Raw genomic sequence first — 23895 nt, forward strand, 5'->3', positions numbered from 1 at the left:
GCCCTCGATGCGTGGTTGCGGCCTCACGCGGGCAGTTGCTGAACCCGTATCGGCGCTGCCTGACCCGGCTTTACCTAGGGCTTGCCCGCTTGGCCCAGAACTGCCGGCCTGAGCACCTCCTGGCACCACTGGCGGAAGCCGGTCGGCGCGGCTTCGGGAGTGCTCGGTGCGGTGGTGCCGTAGAAGCCCTGGGCGTTCATGGCCTCCGTCATGTCGACCAGACCCTGCGTCCAAGCCTCGCTCACCCCGTGGTGCAGCATCGTCGCCCTGTAGTCCGCGCTGCTGGTTCGCTGGGCGCGCACCGGGCGGTCGAGCACCTCGGAGATGACCTGCGCCATGCCCTCGGGGGACAGGTCGTCGGGTCCGACCAGCGGGATGTCCTCCTGCCCCGTCCAGGAGTCGTCCAAGAGCAGCCGGGCCGCCGTGGCGGCGATGTCGTCGGTCGCGCAGGTGCGCAGAACCTGGTCGTCCGCCAGCGTGAGGAAGAACGCGCCCGCGTCGCGGATCGACTCGGCCTGGCCCAGCAGGTTCTCCATCAGGAACGGCGGGCACAGGGCCCGGTAGTGCACCCCTGTCTCCGCGATCGCCCTGTCCATGGCGAGTGATGCCGATACCTGCCCTGCGTTCTGTGCCACCCCGCGGCCCAGCGTGGAGACGCCGACGACCCGCTGGATGCCCCCGTCGGCGATCACCTCGCGCAGTGGTTCGGTGAAGTCGTGGAAGTGGCCCTCGACGCTGTCGGCCTGAGGTGTCGGAGGCACCAGCCAGAACACGCGGTCGGCGCCCTCGCATGCCTTCTTCAAGACGGTGGGGTCGGCGTGCGATCCCTGCACGACCTCTGCTCGCGCGCGCACACGCGACGGCAGGCGGGCCGGGTCGCGGGCGATCACCCGGATTCCCGCGGTGGCGTCCGGGCTCTCGAGGAGGCGGTTGAGGACCTGTCGGCCGATCTGGCCGGTGGGGGTGGTGACGACGATCATGAAAAACTCCCGAGGGGTGCTCTGTCGGATGTCGTCGAGCCTGCTGCGTCGCGCACCCGAACTGAAGGATCGATCCGCTCCGGCTTGTTACCCTCAGAGCAATACCGAGCCGAGGGTAGACAGCAGAGATCGAAGGAAGGGCGTGAAGCGTGGAGTCCCGTCCCCTGCGCTACTTCCTCGCCGTCGCCGAGGAACTCAACTTCGCCCGCGCCGCCGAACGGCTCGGCATCTCCCCGCCGCCGCTGTCCCGCGCGATCCGCCAGTTGGAGACGGAGCTGGGCGTCACCCTCTTCAAGCGCACCACCCACAGCGTGGCCCTGACCCCGGCCGGAACAGTCCTCCTCGCGGAGGCGAGGATCGCCCTGGACGCTCTGCGGGCCGCCGGACGGCGGGCCCAGCGCGCGGCCGACGCCGATCCCAAGCTGGTCCTTGCCATGAAGGCCGACGGGGACGCCGGACTCCTCGAGCCGATCCTGGCGCGCTTCGCGGCGGAGCCGACCGCCCTGCCGGTCGCCGTCCGGCTGTGCGGCTGGCGCGAACAGCCGCGGCTCCTGCTTCTGGGCGAAGCCGATGTGGCCCTGGTCCACGAGCCGTTCGACCGCACAGGTCTCGACGCCGAGACGCTGGTCGCCGAACCGCGCGTCGCGGCCCTGGCCGCCACCCATCCGCTCGCCGACCGGGATCACCTGTCCCTCGCCGACCTGGGCCTGCGCCCCGGCGACGTGCACCAGTACCTCGACGACATCTGCGGCGAGAGCCGCGATCTGGCCCAACTGCTCACGTTCGTCGGGCTCGGGGGCCCGACCCCGCTGCTTCCTGCCTCCGTCGCCGCCCGCTATCCGCGCCCCGGTGTCGTCTACCGGTCTGTCGCGGACGCGCCACCCGTGGTCTTCGCCATCGCCTGGCCACAGCAGTCCCGTTCGACGGCGACGGCGGCGCTTGTCCGCGCCGCCGTGGCCGTTGCCGCGGCCGTGACCGAGGAAGTCAGCGCGAAGAGCCCGTAGCGTCGTCGGCGTCGGGATCGATGATGTGCACCGCGGCCTCCTCGGCGGAGGCCGCCCCGCCGTCGATGCCCATGTCCTCGCCGATCATGTCCTGTTCGGCGTCGTCCTCAGCGTCCTGGCTCGCCCCGTCGTCCGGGGCGAAGAGACGACCGGCGCGGGCGTCTCCCACCTCCGCCACGTCGATCGGCTCGCCATCGGTGTCGGTCGTGTCCCCGATGCCGTCGTCGTCCTCGGCCGGTCCGGGAACTTCGAGCGCGGGGTCGGGCCGCTCCTCCGAGAGACGTTCCGTCAGGCTCTCGCCGTCCTGCTGCTCCTGAGCGGTGGTGCCGGTGTGGGCCACCCCGAGGGGCCGTTCGGGAGGCGACCAGCCCTCGTCGTAGGGATCCGCCCCACGGTCGCTGAGCGTGTCCTCCGCGTCGAGGATGCCCTCGTCCTCGCGGACGTCCTCCGTGTCGGGCTGGTAGACCTCGTCGCCCATGACCTCGTCGTTTCCCACGGTGCTCGTCCTCCTTCATGCGCGACTGATGCTCGTTTCCTGCCGTGTATCCACCCTGATCCAGAACACACGTTCCGGCATGCCGGGGCGGGGGCGCAGATGCGACGGGTTGGCGGTCACCGCGTTCCCGGCGGTCGCCACTCGAGGAGCAACAGCGTCGCGTCGTCGCGCAGTTGGTTGTCCTGCCGGTCGAGGATGGAGTGAATGAGCTGACGCAGGGCCTCCGGCGCCGGTTCGCCCGCGGCGGTCGCGCGGATGATGCTGTCCGTGAACCGCTCGAGGCCGAACTCGGCGCCGCCCCCGGTCCGCAGTTCGGTGACGCCGTCGGTGTACATCAGCACCCGGTCACCCGGCTCGAGTACTTCCTCATGGACCTGCCACGCCACGTCGGCCAGCACGGCGGGCGTGCCCATGGGCGGCTGGGCCGGGCGCTCAAGGGCACGGTCGAGCACGCGATGGTCCCGGATCAACAGGGGCGGCGGGTGGCCGCAGTTGCACCAGCGCAGCACTCCCTCGGCCAGGTCGAGCTGGGCGAGGATCCCCGTGCAGAACTGCTCGGGCAGCCATCCGGCCAGCGCGTGCTGGACGGTGTCGACGAGCTCGGGCAGATCGGCCTCGGCCCTGCGGGCGTTGCGGCAGCCGGCCATGGCCACGGCGGTCGTGACACCCGACGCGAGGTTGTGGCCCATGGCGTCCAGGATCGCCACGTGCAGCGTCGAAGGGGTCAGGGAGTGATCGAAGGCGTCACCGCCGATCTCGTACGCCGGTTCGAGGACGGCGGTCGAGATCACATGGGAGTTGCCGATCGTCCTGGGCGGCAGGAAGGCCCGCAGCATCTCGGCCGGAAGTTGCATGGGCTCGGACCGCGTCCGGCGGGCGAAGCTGTCGCTCGACGCCCGCTTCGAGGTGATCGTCATGGCGAGGATGGAGGCCAGCATGCGGCAGCGCCGCAGCAGCGCGACGTCGATGACCGACGCCGTGGCGCCGATGACTCCGAGGCGCTCGGCGCCGTCGATCAGCGGCAGCCAGGCCACGATCCTGCCCTGGGCCAGTTCCTCGACGCGCAGCGCGTGCGCCCGGTAGGCCGAACCGGCGACGGAGGTGTCCACACCGAGGGTGGTCGGCCCCTCGGCCAGCGGCACCAGATACCGCTGCTGGATGTCCACGAGATACACGTCGATCCGGTCGAGCCCGACCGCGTCGGCGAACTGCTGCGCCAGGCCGGGAAGCTCCATCGGAGATGCCGCGTGCGCCGAGGCGAGCAGTTGCTCAAACAGTTGTTCCCCGGGGCCGGGCTGTCGGGGGCCGCGCTTCCCGGTTCCGGGGCCGGAGCCGGGGTTCTCGGGACCGGCGCTCCCGGGTCCCGGCTCCCTGGGCTGGCTCGACATCTGTGATCACCGCCTCATCAGCAGTCTCACACCGGGTCCCGGATCCCGCCCGGGCTCGGCCGTGCGGGACGCGCATTTCGCGTACACCCCGGGAATTCCGGCGTACACGTGCTCTCCCCGGTGCGTCGGGTCGGCCGTCTCAGCGGTCGACCCCGGTCCGCAGAGCCACGCAAGCGCAGCGTAAGGTCGCGGACCGGCCGCATGCGGCCGAACCGACCAATACCGTCACCCGAACAAGGAGCCGCTGGTCATGCCAGCCAATGACGCCGCTCAGGCGCCTATCTACGACACCCTCGTCCAGGAGCACGGCGACGTCCTCGCGACAGCCCGCCAGGCCGCCGAGGAGACCCAGCAGAGAGCCGAGGCCGTGCTGGACTTCAGGGGGCCGATCTCGGTCGTCCCGGACGCCCCGGCCGTCGAGTCCGCGTAGGCGCCCATCGAGGGCATCCGGTTGCCTCGCGTGCCCCGCGGCCCTCGATGGGCGACGCTGGAAGCACACGTACGCCGTCGCGGTCACGACGGCCGGAGGTGCCGATGGATCCCGTCGAGGCGCTGGAACGGATCGCCTTTCTGCTGGAGCGCGGACGCGCCCCGACCTACCGTGTGCGGGCCTTTCGCACCGCGGCCGCGGTGGTCGGCTCCCTTGCCGACGGCGAGGCCGCGCGGCGCGTCGCGGACGGGTCCCTGGAGTCTCTGAAAGGGATCGGCCCCAAGACCGCCGCAGTGGTCCGCGAGACGTTCGCAGGCGATGTACCGGAGTATCTGGAGCGGCTCGAGGCTGAGGCCGACGCCCCGCTGGTCAAGGGCGGCACCGGGCTGCGGGCGCTGCTGCGCGGCGACTGCCACCTGCACTCCGACTGGTCCGACGGCGGCAGCCCCATCGAGGAGATGGGCCGGGCGGCCCGGGATCTCGGCCACGAGTGGGCCGTGCTCACCGACCACTCGCCACGGCTGACCATCGCACACGGCCTGTCGCCCGAGCGGCTGCGCGAGCAGCTGGCGGTGGTGGCCGACCTCAACGCACGCTGGGCGCCCTTCCGGCTGCTCACGGGCATCGAGTGCGACATCCTCGACGACGGATCGCTCGACCAGGAGCCCGAGCTGCTCGACCAGCTCGACGTGGTGGTCGTCTCCGTCCACTCCAAGCTGCGCATGGACGCCGCAGCGATGACGCGGCGCATGGTCGCCGCCGTCAGCGACCCTCGGGCCGACATCCTCGGGCACTGCACGGGCCGACTCGTCACAGGTCGCGGCAGGCCGGAGTCGCAGTTCGACGCGGACGCGGTGTTCGCCGCGTGCGCGGATGCGGGCACGGCGGTGGAGATCAACAGCAGGCCGGAGCGGCTCGACCCGCCGCGTCGGCTGCTGCGCCGGGCCGTGGACGCCGGAGTGCTGTTCTCCGTGGACACCGACGCGCACGCGCCGGGGCAGCTGGACTGGCAGGTGTTCGGATGCGCGCGGGCCGAGGAGTGCGGGGTGCCCGCCGAGCGCGTGGTGACGACCTGGACGGCGGAGAAGCTCCTTGCCTGGACGGGGGAGAGCCGGGCCGCTGCCTGAGGAGGGTTGGCGGTTCAGTTTCAGAGCGCGCGCGTCAGGACCCGGTCCGGCGTGAGCGGCAGTTCGCGCAGCCGCCGCCCGGTCGCGTGGTGCACCGCGTTGCCGATGGCCGCGGCCGTCCCGACGATGCCGATCTCTCCGATCCCCTTGCTGCCCATGGGGTTGAGATGGGGGTCGTCCTCGTCGATCCAGTGGGCCTCGATCGCGGGTACGTCCGCGTGCGCCGGTACGTGGTAGGCGGCGAGATCGGCCTCCGTGAAGTCGCCGAAGGCCGGGTCCATCGTGCTGCCCTCGGTCAGCGCCATGCCCAGGCCCATCGTCATCGCGCCGATGAACTGCGAGCGCGCCGTACGGGAGTTGAGGATGCGCCCCGCCGCGTAGACGCCGAGCAGCCTGCGTACCCGGACCTCGCCGGAGACCGTGTCGACGCCGACCTCGGCGAAGTGCGCGCCGAAGGAGTGGCGGGAGTAGTCGCTGTCCGCGTCGGCCTCGCCCGCCGTGTCCGCCGTGGCACCGACGCCCTCCGGAGGCAGCTGCTGCCCTTGCTGTCCCGCCAGGCGCGAGGCCAGTCGCGTACAGGCCTCGTGGACGGCCCAGCCCCAGGAGGCCGTCCCGGAGGAACCGCCCGCCAGCGACGCGGCCGGAAGGTCGCTGTTGCCGATGTCGGTGCGCACGGAGTCCAGGGGGACGCCGAGCGCGTCGGCTGCGACCTGGGCCAGCACGGTGCGGGCGCCCTGGCCGATGTCGGTGGCATTGACGCGGACCACGAAGCTGCCGTCCGGGTAGGCGTGGGCGGCGGCCCGGGACGGCGCGACGACCACCGGGTACGTCGCGGAGGCGACCCCGCTGCCGATCAGTACGGGCCCCTCGGAGCGCGAGCGCGGGCGTGGGTCGCGCTCGGACCAGCCGAAGCGGCGGGCGCCCTCGCGCAGGCACTCGGCGAGGTGGCGGCTGCTGAAGGGCTTGGAGCTGTCGGGCTCCGTGCTGGTGTCGTTGCGCAGCCGCAGCTCGACGGGGTCGATGCCGAGGGTCACGGCGAGTTCGTCCATCGCCGACTCCAGGGCGTACATGCCGGGCGCCTCACCGGGTGCCCGCATCCAGGACGGACTCGGCACGTCGAGCGGGACCACGCGGTGGGTGGTGCGGGCGTGCGGCGAGGGATACATGATGCGCGTGGCGGCGGCGGCCGTCTCGACGAACTCCTTGACGCGCGAGGTGTGCGTGGCCACCTCGTGGATCACGGAGGTCAGCGTGCCGTCCTCCTTGGCCCCGAGGCGCACCCGGTGGAGCGTCGGTGCGCGGTGGCCCACCACGGCCGCCAGCTGGCGGCGCGGCAGGACGAGTTTGACGGGCCTTTCGGTCACGCGGGCGGCCATGGCTGCGAGCACCACGTGTGGCCGGGGCGTGCCCTTGGCGCCGAAGCCGCCGCCGACGTGCTCCGAGACGACCGTGACCTGTTCCCTGGGCAGCTCGAAAAGCCCGGCCAGGACGTTGCGGACCGTGGTGGCGCCCTGGCTGCTGTCGTGCACGGTCAGGTGCCCGTCCTGCCAGTGGGCGGTGGCCGCGTGCGGCTCCATGGGGTGGTTGTGCAGCGGAGGCACCCGGTAGGCGACATCGACACGGGCGGGCGCGGAGGCGTACGCCCCCTCCGCGTTGCCGCGCACGTGCTCGCCCGATGTGCCGTCCCTGTCCTCAGGTACGTAGGCGTCGGGGTGATCGGCTTTCAGCGTGACGTCGTGCGCTTCCTCGGCGTAACCGACCTTGACGGCCGCGGCTGCCTCGCGTGCTGCCTCCAGAGTGTCGGCGACAACGAGCGCGACGTACCAGCCCCGGTGCGGAACACGCGCGTCCTGCAGCACGGCGAGCGTCGCGTCGTCCGGTTCGGCCAGGCGCGGCGCGTTCAGATGGGTGATGACTTCGACGACGCCGGGCACCTCAAGGGCCGCTGTGGCGTCGACGGAGGTGACCGTGCCGCGCGCCACCGTGGCGGGGACCGGCCAGGCGTAGGCGCACCCCTCGGGGGTGTGCTCGGCGGCGTAGCGGGCGGTCCCGGTCACCTTCTGGGGGCCCTCCCTGCGCGCGGCGGGAGATCCGAGGGCACTGGCGGTGTCCGGCATGGGGGTTCTCCCTGGAGGGGGGCTTGAGTTTCAGGAGGCGGGGGACGAGCCGGCGAGGCGCCGCAGTACGTCACACGCGAGATTGCGGGCCAGACGCACCTTGAACGCGTTGTCCCGCAGCGGCTCGGCCGCGGAGAGCTCGGCGTCCACGGCCCGCAGGAACGCCTCGTCGCTCGCCGTGGAGCCCAGCAGGGCCCGTTCGGCTTCCCGGGCGCGCCAGGGCCGGTGGGCCAGGCCGCCGAACGCGATGCGCACCTGGCGTACGACGGAGTCCTCGACGTCCAGGACCACGGCCACCGAGGCAAGCGCGAAGGCGTACGAGGCGCGGTCGCGGGCCTTGCGGTAGGCGGAAGGCAGCCCTGCGGCCGCGGGCGGGAGCAGTACGCCGGTGATGAGCTCCCCGGGGGTGATCTCGGTGTCCAGATCAGGGCGGTCGCCGGGCAGCCGGTGGAACTCGGCCACGGGCAGGGTGCGCCGGCCCCGCACACCGTGCAGCTCCACCTGGGCGTCGAGCGCGGCGAGCGCGACCGCCATGTCGGAGGGGTGCGTGGCGATGCAGAGCCGTGAGTGGCCCAGGATCGCGTGGTCGCGGTGGGCGCCGTCGCGCGCGCCGCACCCGCTGCCGGGCTCACGCTTGTTGCAGGGCTTGGCCAGATCCTGGAAGTAGGGGCAGCGGGTGCGCTGGAGCAGGTTGCCGCCGGTCGTGGCCACATTGCGCAGCTGCCCCGACGCCCCCGCGAGCAGCGCCTGGGCAAGAACGGGGTAGCGGTCGCGCACCAGGGGATGGGCGGCGAGATCGCTGTTGCGCACCGTCGCTCCGGCCCGGACGGACCCGTCGGGCAGCTCCTCCACGGCGTCAAGCGGCAGCCTGCTGACGTCGATCAGCGTGCCGGGGCGTTCCACGCCCAGCTTCATCAGGTCGACGAGATTGGTGCCGCCGCCCAGATAGCGGGATGCCGGTCGGCCCGCGTGGGCCGCGGTCGCCTCTTCGACGCTGTAGGCGCGTACGTACCGGAAGGGCTTCACCGGGTCACGTCCTCGACGGCCTCGACGATGTGGGGGTACGCGCCGCAGCGGCACAGGTTGCCGCTGAGCCGCTCACGGATCTCGTCCCTGGTCAGCTCCACGGGGGCGCCGGTGGCGGCGCCCGGATCCGTCACGTGCGACGCGTTGCCCGCCGCGGCCTCCGCAAGGGCGCCGACGGTCGAACAGATCTGGCCCGGGGTGCAGTAGCCGCACTGGAAGGCGTCGCGCTCCAGGAAGGCCCGCTGCACGGGGTGCAGGTCCTCGCCGTCGGCGGCGTGCAGCCCTTCGACGGTGGTGATGTCGCACCCCTCGTGGGCGACGGCGAGCAGCAGACAGCTGTTCGCGCGGCGCCCGTCGACCAGGACGGTGCAGGCACCGCACTGGCCGTGATCACAGCCCTTCTTGGCGCCGGTGAGACCCAGCTGTTCACGCAGGACGTCGAGGAGCGTCGAACGGTGGTCGACGGTCGGGCGGCACGGTGTGCCGTTCACCGTCAGAGGCACTTCCGAGCGGAACACATCGGTTCCCATGGCGCTCTGCTCCCTCGTCGACGCGTGGTCTGCGGTGTCACCGCGTCACCAGCCTGAGTCAGGACACACGTTCCGGCACGCCGGGCGCGTGCGGGCGGAGCATCGGCTCACCCCCGGGGCGAGGGCGTCACGGCTTGCGGGCGAGGCCGCCGTGTTCGCCGATGGGTACCGGGACGGGGGAGTCGGTGTCCGGGCGCCAGAAGGGGACCGAGACGACGCCGGGCTCCAGGAGCTCCAGGCCGTCGAAGAACGCGGTGATCTGGTCGACGGGGCGCAGGAAGTACGGCACGGCGCCGGTTTCGTTGTAGGCGTCCTGGGCCTGCTCGTAGTCGGCGTCGGTGCCCCGTGAACCGTCGTTGATGGAGAGGTAGCTGCCGGAGGGCAGGCCTTCCATCAGTCGGGTGACGATGGCGCGCGCCCGGTCGTAGTCGGCGACGTGACCAAGGATGTTGCTCAGGATCAGGGCGGTGGGGCGGGTGAGGTCGAGCGTCTCCGCCGCGGCCGCCAGGATGCGGTCGGAGTCGGACAGATCGGCGTCGACGTACGCGGTCGCTCCCTCGGGGGTGGAGGTGAGCAGGGCGCGGGCGTGCGCGAGGACCATCGGGTCGTGGTCGACGTACACGATCCTGGTGCGGGGATCGAGCCGCTGGGCTACCTCGTGGGTGTTGTCCACGGTCGGCAGGCCGGTGCCGATGTCCAGGAACTGCCCGATGCCCGCCCCGGTGACCAGGTGGGTGATGTTGCGGCGCAGGAAGGCGCGGCTGCTGCGGGCGACCGTGACGATGCCGGGGAAGACGGCGCTGTAGGCGTCTCCCGCTTGCTCGTCGACGGGGTAGTTGTCCTTCCCGCCCAACCAGTAGTTCCAGATCCGGGCCGAGTGCGGCACCGATGTGTCGATCTCCTGATGCGCCGCGGAACCGGGCGTCGTCATGGGGTCGGTCATGGTCAGGGCCTGTCTTTCCACCGATGTGTGAACCGTTCAACGCACAACCTACGTCTCAACAGTTCGGACGCTTACACCAGTTCACTGTTCGGCGGGTCGAATCGTCGATGCCCGGCAGCGCCGGGGCCGAGGGTATGGCGGGACGGCGCGCGCTCCGAGAGGATGCCCCCTTCTCGTGAGGTGTCCGACGGCTCCTGTGGAGCGTGTGCGGCCGGGAGAAAGGGAAACGCGATGGGAACACACGCGGCGGCGAGACGGCGCAGACCGATCGTGCTCGCGGCGCTCGGCACCACACTGCTCGCGGCCCTGCTGTCCATCCCGAGCGCCGGGGGAGCGCCGCAGTCGGGCGACGCCTGCGGCAGCGTGGGCACTGAGCTGCCGCGCGGCGACTGCGGGCCGTTCTGGCAGGTCGTCGCCGAGGACTTCAGCGGCGACCGGGTGCCCCTCGGTGCGTTCAGCGACTGCGACCACCACACCGACACGTCCGCCGCGTACTGCGAAGGACTCAAAGGCTCCTACCGCGACAACTGGTGGGCCTACCCGACCGGTTGGCGCGACACGGCCAACGATCGCGGCCGTGACGTCGTGGGCGTCTACCACCCGGAGGACACGGTGAGCGTCGGTCCTGCGGAAAACGGCGACGGCCGGATGCGTATCCGGATGTGGCGGCCCGACGACGGCGGTCCTATCCACGCTGCAGCTGTCGTACCGCGTGCCGTCATGCAGATGAAGTACGGCAAGTACAGCGCCCGCATCAAGGTGACCAAGCCTGCCCCCGGATACAAGTCGGCCTGGCTGCACTACGGCGGCGGCTGCGAGATGGACCACCCCGAGGGCAACTGGGCCGGATCCCTCACCGCCTTCCACCATCCGTGCGGCGGCGGCGGACAGGGCACGTTCCGCGGTGCCGACGAGTGGACCGAATGGCACACGGTGTCGACCGAATGGACACCCGGGCGCGTGCGCTTCTTCGTGGACGGCCGGGAGACGGGAGAGGACACCCGGGGCGTGCCCGACCAGCCGCTGTCCTGGGTGCTGCAGAACGAGAGTGCTCTCGAAGGCCCGGGAGCGGCGCCCGGCAGCAGTGCGCAGTTGGAGATCACCTGGGTCGCCGCGTACGCGTACGACTGGAAGTAGGGCCTGAGGAGACCCGAGCAGTCCCGTGAGGCGTGGGCAGCCGCCTCGCGTGGCCGCTGATGGTGATGTTTCAGCGGAAGCAGTTCGGCAAACCGTGCAAATATGATGCAAATCGGCTACACGGTGATGGCTGAGCAGGCGGGCCCCCGTGCCCTCGTCGACGATCTGGCCGCGACGATGTGAGCCCGTAGATACCTGCCCGCACATCGGGTACCCGTGATCACACGTCAGGTATCCGCGACCCCACTGGAGAACAGCGTGAACGACACACCCGACCCGGCGGCCCTCATCGCGCAGTCCGACTCGCCCGACCTCGTGCAAGTGGTACTCGGCGAGTGCTCGGCGGCCGACGCGGACGCCGTCTTCGGCGTGCTGCGGACCCACTTCGCCTCCGACCGCGGCGAGGACGCGCCGCACCGCACGGAGCAGGTACGGCCCGCCGTCTGGACCGGCGGCTTCCTCGCCACCGGCAACCCGGGTCCCGTCCGGGGCGTACTCCTCGCGGGGCCGGTCACCGCCGATCTGCAAGGCAGCCCGGTGGCGGTGGACCGGCTGCGTGCCACGCTCGATTCGGCGTTCGTCGTCTCGGACACCGGCACCGCCTCCGGTGACCAGGAGGTACAGGTGCAGTTGCGCCTGACGGGCGCGGAGCACGGGGAGCCGCCGCTCCCGGGGCACTGACCCGGGGCACTGAGGGGCGGGCCCCTGTCAGCCCTCGGTGGCCGGCTGTCAGCCCTCGGTGGCCGGGTCGGACGGGCCGTACCAGACCGTCGTGGCGTTGCAGAACTCGCGGATGCCGTGTCCGGCCAGCTCCCGCCCGTAGCCCGAGCGCTTGACGCCGCCGAAGGGCAGGCCGGGGTGGGATGCGGTCATGCCGTTGAAGAAGACGCCGCCCGCCTGGAGGTCCCGTACGCAGCGTTCGATGTCGGCGTCGTCGCGCGTCCACACGTTCGAGCTGAGCCCGAACGGCGAGTCGTTGGCCAGAGTGACGGCCTCGTCCAGGTCCGCCACGCGATACAGCGTGGCCACCGGGCCGAACGCCTCCTCCTTGTGGATGCGCATCTGCGGGGTCACGTCGGCCAGGACGGTGGGGGAGTAGTACCAGCCCCGCTCCTGCTCCTTGGGGCGCTGCCCGCCGCACAGCGCGGTGGCCCCGTGGGCCAGCGCGTCGTCGACGAGCTCCTCCAGATCGCTGCGGCCCTGCTCGGTGGAGAGCGGGCCGACGTCGGTGTCCTCGCTCGCCGGGTCCCCGACGGTCAGCTCCCGCATGCCCGCGACGAAGCGGTCACGGAAGGCGTCATAGACGTCGGCGTGCACGATGAAGCGCTTGGCGGCGATGCAGGACTGGCCGTTGTTCTGCACCCGGGCGGTCACCGCGGTCGCGGCGGCACGCTCGATGTCGGCGCTCGGAAGCACGAGGTAGGGGTCGCTGCCGCCCAGCTCCAGGACGGTCTTCTTGATCTCGTCTCCGGCGGTGGACGCCACCGAGCGGCCTGCGGGTTCGCTGCCGGTGAGGGTCGCCGCGACCACCCGCTCGTCGCGCAGGATGCCCTCGACGGCGCCCGAGCCGATCAGGAGCGTCTGGAAGCAGCCGTCGGGGAACCCGGCGCGGCGGAAGAGGTCCTCCAGGTAGAGGGCGGTCTGGGGCACGTTCGACGCGTGCTTGAGCAGACCTACGTTGCCCGCCATGAGGGCGGGGGCCGCGAACCGTACGACCTGCCAGAGCGGGAAGTTCCACGGCATCACGGCGAGCACGACGCCCAGCGGGCGGTAACGGACGATCGCCCGGGTCGCCCCGGAATCCTCCACGTCGGCCTGCGCGGGGTGTTCGTCCGCGAGCAGCTCCTCGGCACGCCCGGCATACCAGCGCATGGCCTTGACGCACTTGGCCGCTTCGGCCCTGGCCGCCTTGATGGGCTTGCCCATCTCCGTGGTCATGGTCCGGGCGATGGCCGCGTTGTCCTCCTCAAGGAGGTCGGCGGCCCGGTTCATGAGCCGGGCCCGCTCCGCGAAGGCGCTGGTGCGGTACTGCCCGAACGTGGTGTGGGCGACCGCCAGGCGGCGCTCGACCTCCGTGTCGTCGAGCGACTCGAAGGTCTTGAGCGTCTCACCGGTGGCGGGATCGACCGTGGAGATGGGCATGCCGTTCCTCCTTGGAACGCGGAACGCCTAGCGCGACTCGGGAGGCCCCTCATGAGGCTCTTGCCAGGAATCCGCGCGCGGCTGGGGCTCCTGTGGCGGGTCGGGGCGGCGGGCGGCCTGTCGCCGTCCGAAGTAGAAGAGGCCGAGCAGTACGGCGACGATCACCACGCCGATGATCAGCATCAGCGACGAGGTTCCGCTTGCGGCGAGGAGCATGTATTGCCTCCTATAGGGCCAGAAGCCAATGACTCCGGGCGTTGCGGCCCCCGGGATTCACCCTAGAGCGACATGCGCGGGGAAGCATGTGCGGCGACCTGACGAGTGCCCGGAGATGCGGAGCGCACACTTCCGCGGCTGGTCGGATTCCTCAGCTGGCCGGATCCCTCGGACGTAGCCCTTCAGAGGATCTCCAGAGGCTCCTTGCGGACCGGCGCGGGGAACGCGGCGTCCAGAGCCTTGAGGTCATCGGCGGTGAGATCGAGGTCGAGGGCGGCGTGGTTCTCCTCCACGTGCGCCGCGGTGGAGGCCTTGGGAATGGCGATCACGTCGTCGTGACGCAGCACCCAGGCGAGCGCCACCTGAAGAGGGGTGCAGCCGTGCGCCGACGCCACGGACTCCAGGGCCTGATGGCCGAGCAGCCGCCCCTGCTCCAGCGGGGAGTAGGCCATCAAGGGCACCGAGCGTTCGCGGCACCAGGGGAACAGGTCGTACTCGGGGCCGCGGCGGGTGAGGTTGTAGAGCACCTGGTCCGTCTGCGGGAGGGCGCCTCGGGGGAGTTCCGCCAGGTCGTCGACATCGAGGTTGCTCACGCCCCAGGCGCCGACGCTGCCGCTGCTCACCAGACCTTCGAGAGCTTCTACGGTCTCGGCGAGCGGCACACCGCCCCGCCAGTGCAGCAGATACAGGTCGATGCGGTCGGTGCCAAGGCGGCGCAGGCTCGCATGGCAGGCGTCGACGGTGCCGCGGGCGTCGGCGTTCGACGGCAACACCTTGCTCACCAGGAACACGTCGTCGCGGTGCCCGCGGATCGCCTCGCCGACCAGCTCCTCCGATGCGCCGCTCCCGTACATCTCCGCCGTGTCGATCAGCGTCATGCCGAGGTCCAGGCCCCTGCGCAGGGAGGCGAGCTCCTCGGTGCGGCGCGAAGGATCGTCGCCCATGCGCCAGGTGCCCTGGCCCAGGGCGGGCACGCTCACTCCGGAGGGGAACGTCACTGTCTTCGCCGCTGCCATCGCGTATCCCTTCTCGTATGCCGTCAGGCTCTTATGCCGTCACGCCAAGGACATCACACGTGATCACCACCAGTACGCGGGATAGCGCGGTGCGCCGGGCCGCGCGTACGAGGAGGCCCAGCCCACCAGGACGATCACGACGACCGCACCGGCGAGCAGGGGCACGAAGGTGGCGGGCCGGGGGTGGTGCAGGACGATGACGACGGCGGTGGCGCAGGCCGGTGAGTGCGGGGTACGCGCCACGGTCATCACGGCCAGGCCGATGCCCGCGGCGAGCGCCGCCGCCCAGGCTGCGTCGCCCAAGATGCCGAAGGTCGCGTAACCGATGCCGGCGCACAGCAGATGGCCCGCGATCACGCTGCGCGGCTGGGCCAGCGGCAGCCGGGGAACGCTGTGCACGATCGCGGCGGACGCCGCCAGCGGGGGTATCAGGACCGGCTCGTGCACGACGGACCCGACGGCGACCAGCGCGAGGAGCACGGCGGTGACGGCACCGATGGTGTGCAGGGCGGTGCCCGCGGGCGGCGGGGCGGGGGCGCGGCCCACGAGGCGGGGCAGGATGCGGGGACGAGGGGTGGGGGTGAGTGGGCGCGGCTGGGCAGGCGCGGGCGGCGCCTCGGTGATTTCGTCGGTGCTCAAGAGAAGGACGTTCCGGACTTCAGCCGGCGGGGAGACCCGGACGGCGGGGTGACAGGGCAGGAGTCGCCGCGGCCGCCCGTACGGTCGGCAGGGGGCGCGGGCAGCGTCGGCGGCCCGGGGTCGGGGCGTCCGCGTACTCACCCGAGATCCTACGAAGCCCTGTCGCGCGTCCCGCGACCAGGTCCGGCGATCACCGCCCTGACCAGTGTCGATGGAGTCACGTCCCCTGCCTTCCGCCTCGAGCCCGTCCCTCCCCTGCTCCCTGCCTCCCTAGCGCGCGTGCGTCGCCCGGACCGGCTCCGCAGGTTCGGCTTCGGGGTGGGGCTCGTTCGAGTGTGTGGTCGTTCCGACCCCGCGCAGCAGGACGACGGAGAAGAGGCCCGCCGCCGCCATGACGACGGCCGCGCCGATCGCGGCGAACCCCATCCCGTGGGTGAAGGCATCGCGCGCGGCCGTCAGCACGGTGTCCGCCGTGCCGGAGGGCAGCCGCGCGGCAACTGTCGTCGCGCCGCCCAGGGTTTCGCGTACGGCGTCGGCGTGCGGAACCCCTGCCGGGAGGGCGTCGGCCATGTCGCGGCTGTAGACCGCCGCGCCGATGGAGCCGAGGATCGCCATGCCCAGGGCCCCGCCCAGCTCCTGGCCCGACTCGAGGACGGCCGCGGCCGAGCCCGCACGCTCCGGCGGGGCGGCTCCGAGGGCGAGTTCATTGGCGAGCGCCATGGCGGCGACCAGGCCACCCGCGTAGACGGAGGCGGCGGCCAGCGTGACCCAGAGGGCCGAGTCGGTGTGCACCTGGGTCAACCAGACAAAGCCGCCTCGCGGTCCTCGGGTACGCCGAGGGCGTCGCGCTGGCCATCGAGCTGGAGTCGCAGGCGCGGCAGGACACCGGTATGACTCCCGAGGAGTGGATGGCGTCCAACGAGCCGCGCATGGACGCCATCCAGACCGCGGGGGCGTATCCGGTCCTGTCCACGCTCTTCGGCGACGACGACTTCGGTCTGGAGCTCGGCACGCTCTTCGAGTTCGGGCTCGAGCGGTTCCTGGACGGGGTCCAGGCCCTCATCGAGAGGCCCCCGACAGGGTCCTAGGCCTGTCCTGGATCTACCGCACCAGGCAGGGCCGCTTGTTGTCGAACTGCCAGTCGGGGATGAGGTAGCGCATGGCGGTGGCGTCGTCGCGGGCGCCCAGTGCCTTCTTTTGGTAGAGGTCGTGGGCCGCCAGCAGACGGTCCATGTCGAGCTCGATGCCGAGGCCGGGGGCGTCGGGTACGGCGATCTCCCCGTCGACGATGCGAGGCGGGGCGGTGGTGAGGCGCTCCAGACCCTCCTGCCAGATCCAGTGGGTGTCCAGGGCGTTGTAGTCGCCCGGGGCCGCGGCCCCGCAGTGGGTGACCATGGCCAGGGAGATGTCGAAGTGGTTGTTGGAGTGGCATCCCCAGGTGAGCCCCATCGCGTTGCACAGCTGCGCCACGCGCACGGAGCCCTGCATCGTCCAGAAGTGCGGGTCCGCCAGGGGGATGGAGACCGACTGCAGGGCCAGGGCGTGGGTCAGCTGCCGCCAGTCGGTGGCGACCATGTTGGTGGCGGTCGGCAGTCCCGTGGCCCGGCGGAACTCGGCGAGGACCTCGCGGCCCGAGTAGCCGTCCTCGGCACCGCAGGGGTCCTCGGCGTAGGCGAGCGTGCCGTTCAGGGGTGCGCACAGCTCGATCGCCTCGCGCAGCGACCATGCGCCGTTGGGGTCGAGGGTGATCCGGGCCTGGGGGAAGCGGTCCTTCAGGGCGCGTACGGCAGCGACCTCTTCGGCGCCCTCCAGGACCCCGCCCTTGAGCTTGAAGTCCCGGAAGCCGTAGCGGTCGTAGGCGGCTTCGGCCTGCCGGACGATCGCATCGGGGGACAGGGCCTGCTCATGCCGGACGCGGTGCCAGTCGACGGGCGATTCGGGCTCGCGGACGTACTCAAGATCGGTGCGGTCGGGGTCGCCCACGTAGAAGAGGTAGCCGAGTACGCGGACGGAGTCACGCTGCTGTCCGTCACCGAGCAGCGCCGCGACCGGCACCTCCAAGTGCTGGCCCAGGAGGTCGAGCAGCGCGGACTCGACGGCGGTGACGGCGTGGACCGCGGTGCGCAGGTCGAAGGTCTGCGCGCCCCGCCCACCGGCGTCACGGTCGGCGAAACGGTCGCCGATCTCGCGCAGGACGCGCTTGTAGTCACCGACGCGGGCGCCGACGACGAGGGACTCGGCGTCCCGCAGGGTCTGGGTGATCTTCTCGCCGCCCGGCACTTCGCCCAGGCCCGTGCGGCCTTCGGAGTCCTTCAGGACCACGATGTTGCGGGTGAAGTAAGGGCCGTGCGCGCCGGAGAGGTTCAGCTCCATGCAGTCCCGTCCTGCGACCGGGTAGACGCTGAACGCGGTGACGATCGGCTGCCTGTTCATGATGGAAAGTCCTCAGGTAGGGGTACGGGGAGGGCTGAGCTGTGGTCGGGCGGTTCAGAGGCTGAGGACGTCCAAGGTCCACTCCACCGCGAGGACGCCGCCGAGGCCGAGGATCGCGAGGACCGTCGTATAGGTGGTGCGGACCTTGATCGCTTCGATGACCGAGAGGTTGAAGTACTCCTTGAACAGCCAGAATCCTGGATCGTTGACGTGGGAGAAGGCGATCGAACCGCAGGAGACGGCGAGCACGAGCATCTCGGGATGTACGCCGCTGCCCGCCAGGAGCGGCAGCACCACGCCGGAGGCGGTGACGACCGCGACCGTGGCGGAGCCGAGGGCTATGCGCAGGATCACCGCGATGAGCCACGCGAGGATGAGCGGCGAGATGGACCAGCCGTGGGTGGTGTCCTTGATGTGGTCGGAGATGCCCCCTTCGACCAGGACGTTCTTGAACGCGCCGCCCGCTCCGATCACGAGCAGGATCATGGCCATTGCTTGAGCCGCCGACGTGCAGGAAGCGCTGACGTCGGCCAGGCTGCGGCCGATGCGCGGCCCGAACGCCCAGATGGCCAGCAGGAGGGTGAGGAGCAGCGCGATCGGTGCCGAGCCGATGAAGGTGATGAAGTGGAGGAACGGACTCTCGCCGGAGGCTGCCATCTCGGTCACCGAGGCACCGGCGATCAGCACGACGGGGAAGAGCGCCACGGTCAGGGCCCAGCCGAGGCCTGGCATCTCCTCGTCGGTGAACTCGCGCTCGCTGACCAGGCCCTTGGGGATGGAGGGGTTCATCGCCTTGATGAACGGAAGCCGCGGCCACACGAGCGCGATCAGCGCACCGGCGGGTATCGCGATGAACAGGCCGTAGACCAGCGTCAGTCCGACGGAGGCGTGGAACGTCGCGGCCACGGCTGTGGGGCCGGGATGCGGCGGCAGGAAGCTGTGCATCGTGGAGAGCGTGATGGACATCGGAAGCCCGATCCACAGCAGCTTCGCCCCCGTGACGCGTACGAGGGTGAACGCGATGGGCGCGATGATGATGAAGGCGACCTCGTAGAACATGGTCACGCCGATGAGCATGGACGTGACCACCATGGCCACCTGGACCCACCGCGGTCCGAACGCGTCGAGCATCTTGTTGGCGATGCGTTGCGCGGCACCGGAGTCCCCCATGACGCGGCCGACCATCGCGCCGAGCCCGATGACCAGCATCGTGTCGCCGATCTGGCCGCCGATGCCCTCCGAGAGGACGTCCGGGATCGTGGCCACCGGGATCCCCTGCACCAGCGCGACACCGACCGCCACGAACAGGAGGGCGGCGAAGCCGTTCAGTTTCAACCGGGTCATGAGGAACAGCAGGATCAAGACGCTGACCCCGACTACGACGAGCGGCATTTCAGTTCCCCTTTGAACTGCGGACGGGGCGGTGAGGAAGGTGAGGCGGATCAGGCCCTGTGCCGTACGGCCGAGACCAGATCAAGACCGGCGTCGAGGACCTTCTCCAGGTCGGCGAGGTCGTCCGGACTCAGGTCGGTGAGGGGCGCGCGCACCGGGCCGACGGGGAGCCCGCGCAGCCGTGCGGCGGCCTTGACCAGCGAGACGGCGTACCCCGGCGCCCGGTCGCGCAGCTCGACCAGCGGGACGTAGAACTCCCGCAGCAGCCGGTCCATCGCCGTGTCGTTCCCCTCCCGCATCGCGCTGAAGAAGGCGTCGGCGATCTCGGGGGCGAAGGCGTGGACGGCGGACGAGTAGGCCGGGACACCGACGGTGGCGTAGGCGCGGGCCTGGATCTCCGCGGTGGCGGCGCCGTTGAAGAAGAGGAAGCCGTCGGGGGCGGCGAGGGTGAGGCGCTGCAGCTGGTCGAGGTCGCTGTGCCCGTCCTTGAGGCCGATGACGCCGGGTATCCCGGCGATCCTGCGCACGGCCCCTGCGTTGAACGTGACCTGCCCGCGCTGGTAGGCGATGAGGGGCAGCCGGGTGCCTTCGGAGATGCGGCGCAGCTGTTCCACCAGGCCGTCCTGCGACGCCTCGACCAGGTAGTGGGGCATCACCAACAGGGCGTCCGCGCCCTCCTCCTCGGCGATCCGGGCGAACCGCAGCGACTGTGCCCAGCCGTATCCGGTGCCCGCGACCACCGGCAGACGGCCGTCGGCGACCTCGACCGTGACCCGGATGACCGCGCGGTACTCCTCCTCGTCGAGCGAGAAGAACTCGCCGGTTCCGCATGCGGGGAACACGGCGCCGGGCTGGGTGGTCAACTGGGCGGTCAGATAGGAACGGTAGGACTCCAGGTCCAGGCTGCCGTCGCTGCCCATGCTCGTGAGCGGGAAGGAGAGAACGCCGCGCGCCATGCCCTCCCGCAGGCGCCGGGCAACATCCCGGGGCTTTGTATCGGGCTTCGCGCCGGGCCTGTTCGCGCCGGGCTTGTTCGTGCTGTGCTGGTTCATGAAACTCATCTCTATATGCAGATGGCGTCCACGTATGAGAATGGAGGCTAGAGTCATGAACGATCGGGGTCAATGGCCAGGCGCCGCAGATCTACGATGGGCGGATGGCGGAGAGGCGGATGGCGGACAGCGGAACGGACCGCGGGTCCGGCCCGGGTGTTCGCGGGGTGAAGTCGGCGCTGCGCACCGTCGCGCTCCTCGAACTGCTCGCCGAACGCGCCGACCGGCCGGCCCGCCTCGACGAGCTCGCCGAGGAGCTGGATGTGCCGCGCAGCAGCATGTACCAGCTGCTGCGGACCCTGATCGACTGCGGCTGGGTGCGCACCGACACCACCGGATCGCTCTACGGCATCGGTATCCGCACGCTGCTCACCGGCACGAGCTATCTCGACAGCGACGAGCGGGTGCGCGCCATCCGCCCGTATCTGGACGAGGCCTCGGACGCCCTGGGGGAGACGATCCACCTGGCACGGCTCGACGGACCGCACGTCGTGTATCTCGCGACCCGCGAGTCCCACGAGTACCTGCGCACCATCAGCAGGGTCGGCCGCCGCGTCCCTGCGCACGCCGGAGCCCTCGGAAAGGCGCTCCTCGCCGAGCGCCCGGACGGTGAACTCCCGCTCCCCGAGGGTTCGTTGACCGCCTTCACGCAGAGCACGCACACCGATCACGCCGCCTTGCTCGCCGACCTCGGGCGGGTGCGTGAGCGCGGCTACGCCATCGACCGCGAGGAGACGGTGAGCGGCATCGCCGGCTTCGGGTTCGCCCTGCGGTACGACGCGCCGGCCGTCGATGCCATCAGCTGCTCGGTACCCGTGGTCCGGCTCACCGATGTGCATCAGGGGCGCGTCGTGTCCGTCATGCGGGAGATCCAGGGAAAGATCGAGAGCCTTCTGTCGCCCGTCTCGGGCGCTCCCGACTGGCGCTGACGGCGCGGTGCAGTGCAGTGCAGTGCAGTGCGGTGCGGGAACTGTGCAGCGCGACACGGCGCCGCTCCCCCACTTGATAGGTAAGTCGTGACTTGCCTATGGTGGATGTCATGGCGGAGGATGTTTTCAAGGCACTCGCCGATCCCACCCGTCGGCACATCCTCGATGAGCTGGTGGAACGGGACGGTCAGACCCTGTTCGAGATATGCGCCCGGCTGACGAACAAGCACGGCCTGGGACTGTCCCGTCAGGCGATCAGCCAGCACCTGGCCGTACTGGAATCCGCGGGCCTGGTCCATTCGCGTCGTCAGGGCCGCTACAAGTTCCACGACCTGAACACCGAACCCCTTGAGGTCATCGTGACCCGATGGCTCAAGCCCGATGCACCGGAGAGCACCCCATGAGGATCCACCTGACCAGCGTCTTCGTCGATGACCAGGAAAAGGCCGCGCGCTTCTACACCGATGTCCTCGGCTTCGTGAAGAAGCACGACGTCGCGGTCAGCGAGGAAGGGGACCGGTGGCTGACCGTTGTCTCGCCGGAAGACCCCGACGGGACCGAACTGCTCCTCGAGCCCTCCGGCCACCCCGCTGTGCGGCCGTACAAGACGGCGCTGGTCGAGGACGGCATCCCGGCCACAGCCTTCGCCGTGGACGACGTCGCGGCGGAGTTCAAGCGGCTGCGTGAGCTCGGGGTGTTCTTCACCCAGGAGCCGCTGGACATGGGCCCGGTCACCACCGCGGTCCTCGACGACACCTGCGGCAACCTGATCCAGATCGAGCAGCACGGCAAGTAGGGGCCGCGCTGCATCACCCGGAGCCGAAAAAGTCAGTGGCGCGCCCACTCCTCACGGGCGACCATGGCGCGCATGAGCGACGAACCCGAACGGTGGAGCCGGGCAACCACCTACCCCGACATGTGGGCCGACCCGGACGACGACCCCCGCAACAGCGACGGAGTCAGTCCGGACGGCGAGCTGGCCACGCTGGAAGACTTCCTGACGAACTACCGCATGACCCTGCGGATGAAGTGCGACGGCCTGGATGCCGAGCAACTGGCCCGGCGGTCGGTTCCGCCGTCGACGATGTCGCTGCTCGGCCTGCTCCGCCACCTCGCCGAGGTGGAGCGGGACTGGCGCAACTGGATCAGCGACGGAGACCCGCTCCCGAAGCTGTACGGCAAGCGCGACGCGGACTTCGACGGAGCTGTGGGCGAGCAGGTCCAAGTCGACGCCGCATACGCCGATCTGGCGCGCGAGCAGGCGGCGACGGACGCCGCACTGGCCCGGCACCCGGATCTGGGCGAGCGCCTGGGGGAGGACGGATTCGCCGTCCGGGAACTGATGGTGCACAGGATCGAGGAGTACGCCCGGCACTGCGGGCAGGCCGACCTGTTGCGCGAGTGCATCGACGGCAGGGTGGGCCAGTGACGGATACGCCCTTCCCGTAACCCTCCTGGCATGCCGGTTCGCTACCGACGAGTGTGTGCATTGTGCGAAGATCCGGTGACCCGTAGTGGGTGGTGTCGGCAACGGCCACACGGCCAGGCGGACTTACTGGGTGGGGAAGGCGGGAGCTGGCGGTGGCGTCACAGCCGTGGACTTCAGGCATGCGTTCTGCCGCCGAGAGCGACACCGTAGCGGACCGGCAGGTGTCGCAGCCGTCCGTGCTTCTTGTCGAGGACGATCCCGGCGATGCCCTCCTGGTCGAGGAGCTCGTCGCCGACAGCGCATTGAAGATGCGTCTGCAGTGGGTGCGTTCCATGTCCGAGGCGCGTGCGGCGCTGGCCTTCGAGATGCCGGACTGCGTGCTGCTCGACCTGCATCTGCCGGATGCCCGAGGTCTTGAAGCCGTCTCCATGATCCAGTCCCATGCCGAACAGGTCGCCGTCGTCGTGCTCACGGGCCTCGCGGAGGAGGAGACCGGCCTCGCCGCCGTGGCCGCGGGGGCCCAGGACTACCTCGTCAAGGGCCGTGTCGAACCGGAGCTGTTCGGCAGGGCCGTGCGCTACGCGATCCAGCGCAAGCAGGCCGAGCAGGCGGCCGTCGCCCTGCAGGCCAGCCAGATGCAGGCACAGGAGAACGCCAGGCTGGAGCGGGGACTGCTGCCGAGGCCACTGCTGAGGAGCGCGGGCGTCGACGTCGTGGCCCGCTACCGGCCCGGCCGCTCCCGAGCCCTCCTCGGCGGCGACTTCTACGACATCGTGCAGAGCGCGGACGGCACCGTGCACGCGCTCATAGGGGACGTCTCCGGTCACGGGCCCGACGAGGCGGCCCTCGGCGTGGCACTGCGCATCGCCTGGCGCACGCTGGTGCTCAGCGGCGTCACCGGCCCCGAACAGGTGGTTCGGCTCGAGGAGATCATGCTGGCGGAGCGGGTGAAGCCGTACGTCTTCGCCACGCTGACGAGTCTCTCCGTCCCGGCGGGGGCGCAGCACGTGCGGGTGACGCGCGCCGGCCATCCCGGGATGCTGCTGCGCACCGGCGAGGGCGCCGTCGAGTGGGTGGAGGTGGCCGGCGGACCGGCCCTGGGTGTCGCGCCGGGCGTTCTGCTCTGGCCGGTCGAGGAATTTCCGCTTCCCGCGGGCGCGGCACTGGTGCTGTTCACCGACGGTCTCTTCGAAGGCCATGTCGGCAACGGCCGAGAGCGGTTGGGCGAAGTGGGACTGCTCGGCCTCGCAAGGGAGTTGACCGCGCTGGCACCCGAGGCATTCGTCGACACGCTGATCCAGCGGGCCGAGGACCTCGCCGAGGCACAGGGCGGTCTGGCCGACGACGTGGCCGTGGTGCACCTGCACTGGCACAAGAACAGCATCGGGGAGCAACGTCGTGGCTGAGACGACGAGCAGGGCATGGATCGGCCGTCGTCTGACGGTGCGGGGCTGGTTCCAGCTGGTGCT

The 23895-nt window shown here is 70.8% G+C and carries 26 protein-coding genes; 11 read left to right on the forward strand and 15 right to left on the reverse strand.

Features of this window, described 5'->3' with window-relative positions:
- Positions 1-74: 74 nt before the first annotated feature.
- On the reverse strand, positions 75-980 hold the full coding sequence (locus tag ACWFRJ_RS41055) for an NAD(P)H-binding protein (protein WP_453543543.1): 906 nt from the start codon (positions 978-980) through the stop codon (positions 75-77).
- A gap of 149 nt (positions 981-1129) precedes the next feature.
- Here ACWFRJ_RS41055 and ACWFRJ_RS41060 point away from each other — a divergent pair, with 149 nt between their 5' ends.
- Positions 1130-1984 (forward strand): LysR family transcriptional regulator, encoded by an 855-nt coding sequence (locus ACWFRJ_RS41060; protein ID WP_453543545.1) that lies wholly within the window; start codon positions 1130-1132, stop codon positions 1982-1984.
- On the opposite strand, the gene ACWFRJ_RS41065 is transcribed toward ACWFRJ_RS41060, so the two are convergent.
- Positions 1965-2462, reverse strand: coding sequence for a DUF5709 domain-containing protein (locus ACWFRJ_RS41065; protein WP_453543702.1), 498 nt, complete (start codon positions 2460-2462; stop codon positions 1965-1967). The genes ACWFRJ_RS41060 and ACWFRJ_RS41065 overlap by 20 nt on opposite strands.
- A 134-nt stretch (positions 2463-2596) precedes the next feature.
- Complete coding sequence (locus tag ACWFRJ_RS41070; protein ID WP_453543547.1) at positions 2597-3868, reverse strand: PP2C family protein-serine/threonine phosphatase; 1272 nt, start codon at positions 3866-3868, stop codon at positions 2597-2599.
- 250 nt (positions 3869-4118) lie between these two features.
- On the opposite strand from ACWFRJ_RS41070, the gene ACWFRJ_RS41075 reads away from it, so the two are divergent.
- Positions 4119-4298, forward strand: coding sequence for a hypothetical protein (locus ACWFRJ_RS41075; RefSeq protein WP_389915565.1), 180 nt, complete (start codon positions 4119-4121; stop codon positions 4296-4298).
- A 104-nt stretch (positions 4299-4402) separates the two neighbouring features.
- Positions 4403-5425, forward strand: coding sequence for a PHP domain-containing protein (locus tag ACWFRJ_RS41080; RefSeq protein ID WP_453543549.1), 1023 nt, complete (start codon positions 4403-4405; stop codon positions 5423-5425).
- 20 nt (positions 5426-5445) lie between these two features.
- On the opposite strand, the gene ACWFRJ_RS41085 is transcribed toward ACWFRJ_RS41080, so the two are convergent.
- From ACWFRJ_RS41085 to ACWFRJ_RS41100, 4 genes are all read right to left on the reverse strand, one after another.
- Positions 5446-7542: a xanthine dehydrogenase family protein molybdopterin-binding subunit gene (locus ACWFRJ_RS41085; protein ID WP_453543551.1), complete on the reverse strand. Its 2097-nt coding sequence runs from the start codon at positions 7540-7542 to the stop codon at positions 5446-5448.
- A gap of 30 nt (positions 7543-7572) precedes the next feature.
- On the reverse strand, positions 7573-8568 hold the full coding sequence (locus ACWFRJ_RS41090) for an FAD binding domain-containing protein (RefSeq protein ID WP_453543553.1): 996 nt from the start codon (positions 8566-8568) through the stop codon (positions 7573-7575).
- The gene (locus ACWFRJ_RS41095; RefSeq protein WP_453543555.1) at positions 8565-9098 is read right to left on the reverse strand and encodes a 2Fe-2S iron-sulfur cluster-binding protein; all 534 of its coding nucleotides are present in this window, start codon (positions 9096-9098) and stop codon (positions 8565-8567) included. Before ACWFRJ_RS41095 ends, ACWFRJ_RS41090 begins: the two co-directional genes overlap by 4 nt.
- Before the next feature lie 127 nt (positions 9099-9225).
- Complete coding sequence (locus tag ACWFRJ_RS41100; protein ID WP_453543557.1) at positions 9226-10041, reverse strand: SAM-dependent methyltransferase; 816 nt, start codon at positions 10039-10041, stop codon at positions 9226-9228.
- Between the two features lie 231 nt (positions 10042-10272).
- Here ACWFRJ_RS41100 and ACWFRJ_RS41105 point away from each other — a divergent pair, with 231 nt between their 5' ends.
- Entirely contained in the window at positions 10273-11178 is a 906-nt protein-coding gene (locus ACWFRJ_RS41105; protein ID WP_453543559.1) for a glycoside hydrolase family 16 protein, read from the forward strand.
- 258 nt (positions 11179-11436) lie between these two features.
- The gene (locus ACWFRJ_RS41110) at positions 11437-11859 is read left to right on the forward strand and encodes a hypothetical protein (protein ID WP_453543561.1); all 423 of its coding nucleotides are present in this window, start codon (positions 11437-11439) and stop codon (positions 11857-11859) included.
- Between the two features lie 48 nt (positions 11860-11907).
- Here ACWFRJ_RS41110 and ACWFRJ_RS41115 read toward each other — a convergent pair whose 3' ends face one another.
- The 5 genes from ACWFRJ_RS41115 to ACWFRJ_RS41135 all read right to left on the reverse strand — a co-directional run bounded on the left by ACWFRJ_RS41115 (position 11908) and on the right by ACWFRJ_RS41135 (position 15992).
- Positions 11908-13320, reverse strand: a complete 1413-nt coding sequence (locus ACWFRJ_RS41115) for an NADP-dependent succinic semialdehyde dehydrogenase (protein WP_453543563.1) — start codon at positions 13318-13320, stop codon at positions 11908-11910.
- A gap of 27 nt (positions 13321-13347) precedes the next feature.
- Positions 13348-13536, reverse strand: a complete 189-nt coding sequence (locus ACWFRJ_RS41120; protein ID WP_453543565.1) for a DUF6479 family protein — start codon at positions 13534-13536, stop codon at positions 13348-13350.
- A gap of 182 nt (positions 13537-13718) precedes the next feature.
- Positions 13719-14552, reverse strand: a complete 834-nt coding sequence (locus ACWFRJ_RS41125; protein WP_453543567.1) for an aldo/keto reductase — start codon at positions 14550-14552, stop codon at positions 13719-13721.
- A 63-nt stretch (positions 14553-14615) separates the two neighbouring features.
- On the reverse strand, positions 14616-15191 hold the full coding sequence (locus tag ACWFRJ_RS41130; RefSeq protein ID WP_453543569.1) for an HPP family protein: 576 nt from the start codon (positions 15189-15191) through the stop codon (positions 14616-14618).
- A 270-nt stretch (positions 15192-15461) separates the two neighbouring features.
- The gene (locus tag ACWFRJ_RS41135) at positions 15462-15992 is read right to left on the reverse strand and encodes a multidrug transporter (RefSeq protein ID WP_453543571.1); all 531 of its coding nucleotides are present in this window, start codon (positions 15990-15992) and stop codon (positions 15462-15464) included.
- Positions 15993-16081: 89 nt separating this feature from the next.
- Between ACWFRJ_RS41135 and ACWFRJ_RS41140 the strand changes: the two genes are divergently transcribed.
- On the forward strand, positions 16082-16279 hold the full coding sequence (locus tag ACWFRJ_RS41140; protein WP_453543573.1) for a hypothetical protein: 198 nt from the start codon (positions 16082-16084) through the stop codon (positions 16277-16279).
- 13 nt (positions 16280-16292) lie between these two features.
- Here the strand turns inward: ACWFRJ_RS41140 and ACWFRJ_RS41145 are convergent, their stop codons facing one another.
- Genes ACWFRJ_RS41145 through ACWFRJ_RS41155 form a run of 3 tightly spaced genes read right to left on the reverse strand, consistent with a single transcriptional unit; the run spans position 16293 to position 20068 of the window.
- A complete protein-coding gene (locus ACWFRJ_RS41145; RefSeq protein ID WP_453543575.1) occupies positions 16293-17624 on the reverse strand; it encodes an enolase C-terminal domain-like protein in 1332 nt (443 codons plus the stop codon).
- Between the two features lie 54 nt (positions 17625-17678).
- On the reverse strand, positions 17679-19016 hold the full coding sequence (locus ACWFRJ_RS41150) for a gluconate:H+ symporter (RefSeq protein WP_453543577.1): 1338 nt from the start codon (positions 19014-19016) through the stop codon (positions 17679-17681).
- Between the two features lie 50 nt (positions 19017-19066).
- Positions 19067-20068 (reverse strand): 5-dehydro-4-deoxyglucarate dehydratase, encoded by a 1002-nt coding sequence (locus ACWFRJ_RS41155; protein ID WP_453543579.1) that lies wholly within the window; start codon positions 20066-20068, stop codon positions 19067-19069.
- 104 nt (positions 20069-20172) lie between these two features.
- On the opposite strand from ACWFRJ_RS41155, the gene ACWFRJ_RS41160 reads away from it, so the two are divergent.
- The 5 genes from ACWFRJ_RS41160 (at position 20173) to ACWFRJ_RS41180 (ending at position 23832) form a co-directional block, all read left to right on the forward strand.
- Positions 20173-20997 (forward strand): IclR family transcriptional regulator, encoded by an 825-nt coding sequence (locus ACWFRJ_RS41160; RefSeq protein WP_453543581.1) that lies wholly within the window; start codon positions 20173-20175, stop codon positions 20995-20997.
- A gap of 110 nt (positions 20998-21107) precedes the next feature.
- Positions 21108-21401 carry an ArsR/SmtB family transcription factor gene (locus tag ACWFRJ_RS41165; protein WP_453543583.1) on the forward strand — a complete coding sequence of 98 codons (294 nt, stop codon included), beginning with the start codon at positions 21108-21110 and terminating at the stop codon, positions 21399-21401.
- Entirely contained in the window at positions 21398-21793 is a 396-nt protein-coding gene (locus ACWFRJ_RS41170) for a VOC family protein (RefSeq protein ID WP_453543585.1), read from the forward strand. Before ACWFRJ_RS41165 ends, ACWFRJ_RS41170 begins: the two co-directional genes overlap by 4 nt.
- Positions 21794-21856: 63 nt before the next feature.
- Positions 21857-22426 (forward strand): DinB family protein, encoded by a 570-nt coding sequence (locus ACWFRJ_RS41175; protein ID WP_453543587.1) that lies wholly within the window; start codon positions 21857-21859, stop codon positions 22424-22426.
- Positions 22427-22605: 179 nt separating this feature from the next.
- A complete protein-coding gene (locus ACWFRJ_RS41180; protein ID WP_453543589.1) occupies positions 22606-23832 on the forward strand; it encodes a PP2C family protein-serine/threonine phosphatase in 1227 nt (408 codons plus the stop codon).
- Positions 23833-23895: the final 63 nt, after the last annotated feature.

The sequence above is a fragment of the Streptomyces sp. NPDC055239 genome, from assembly GCF_053606205.1.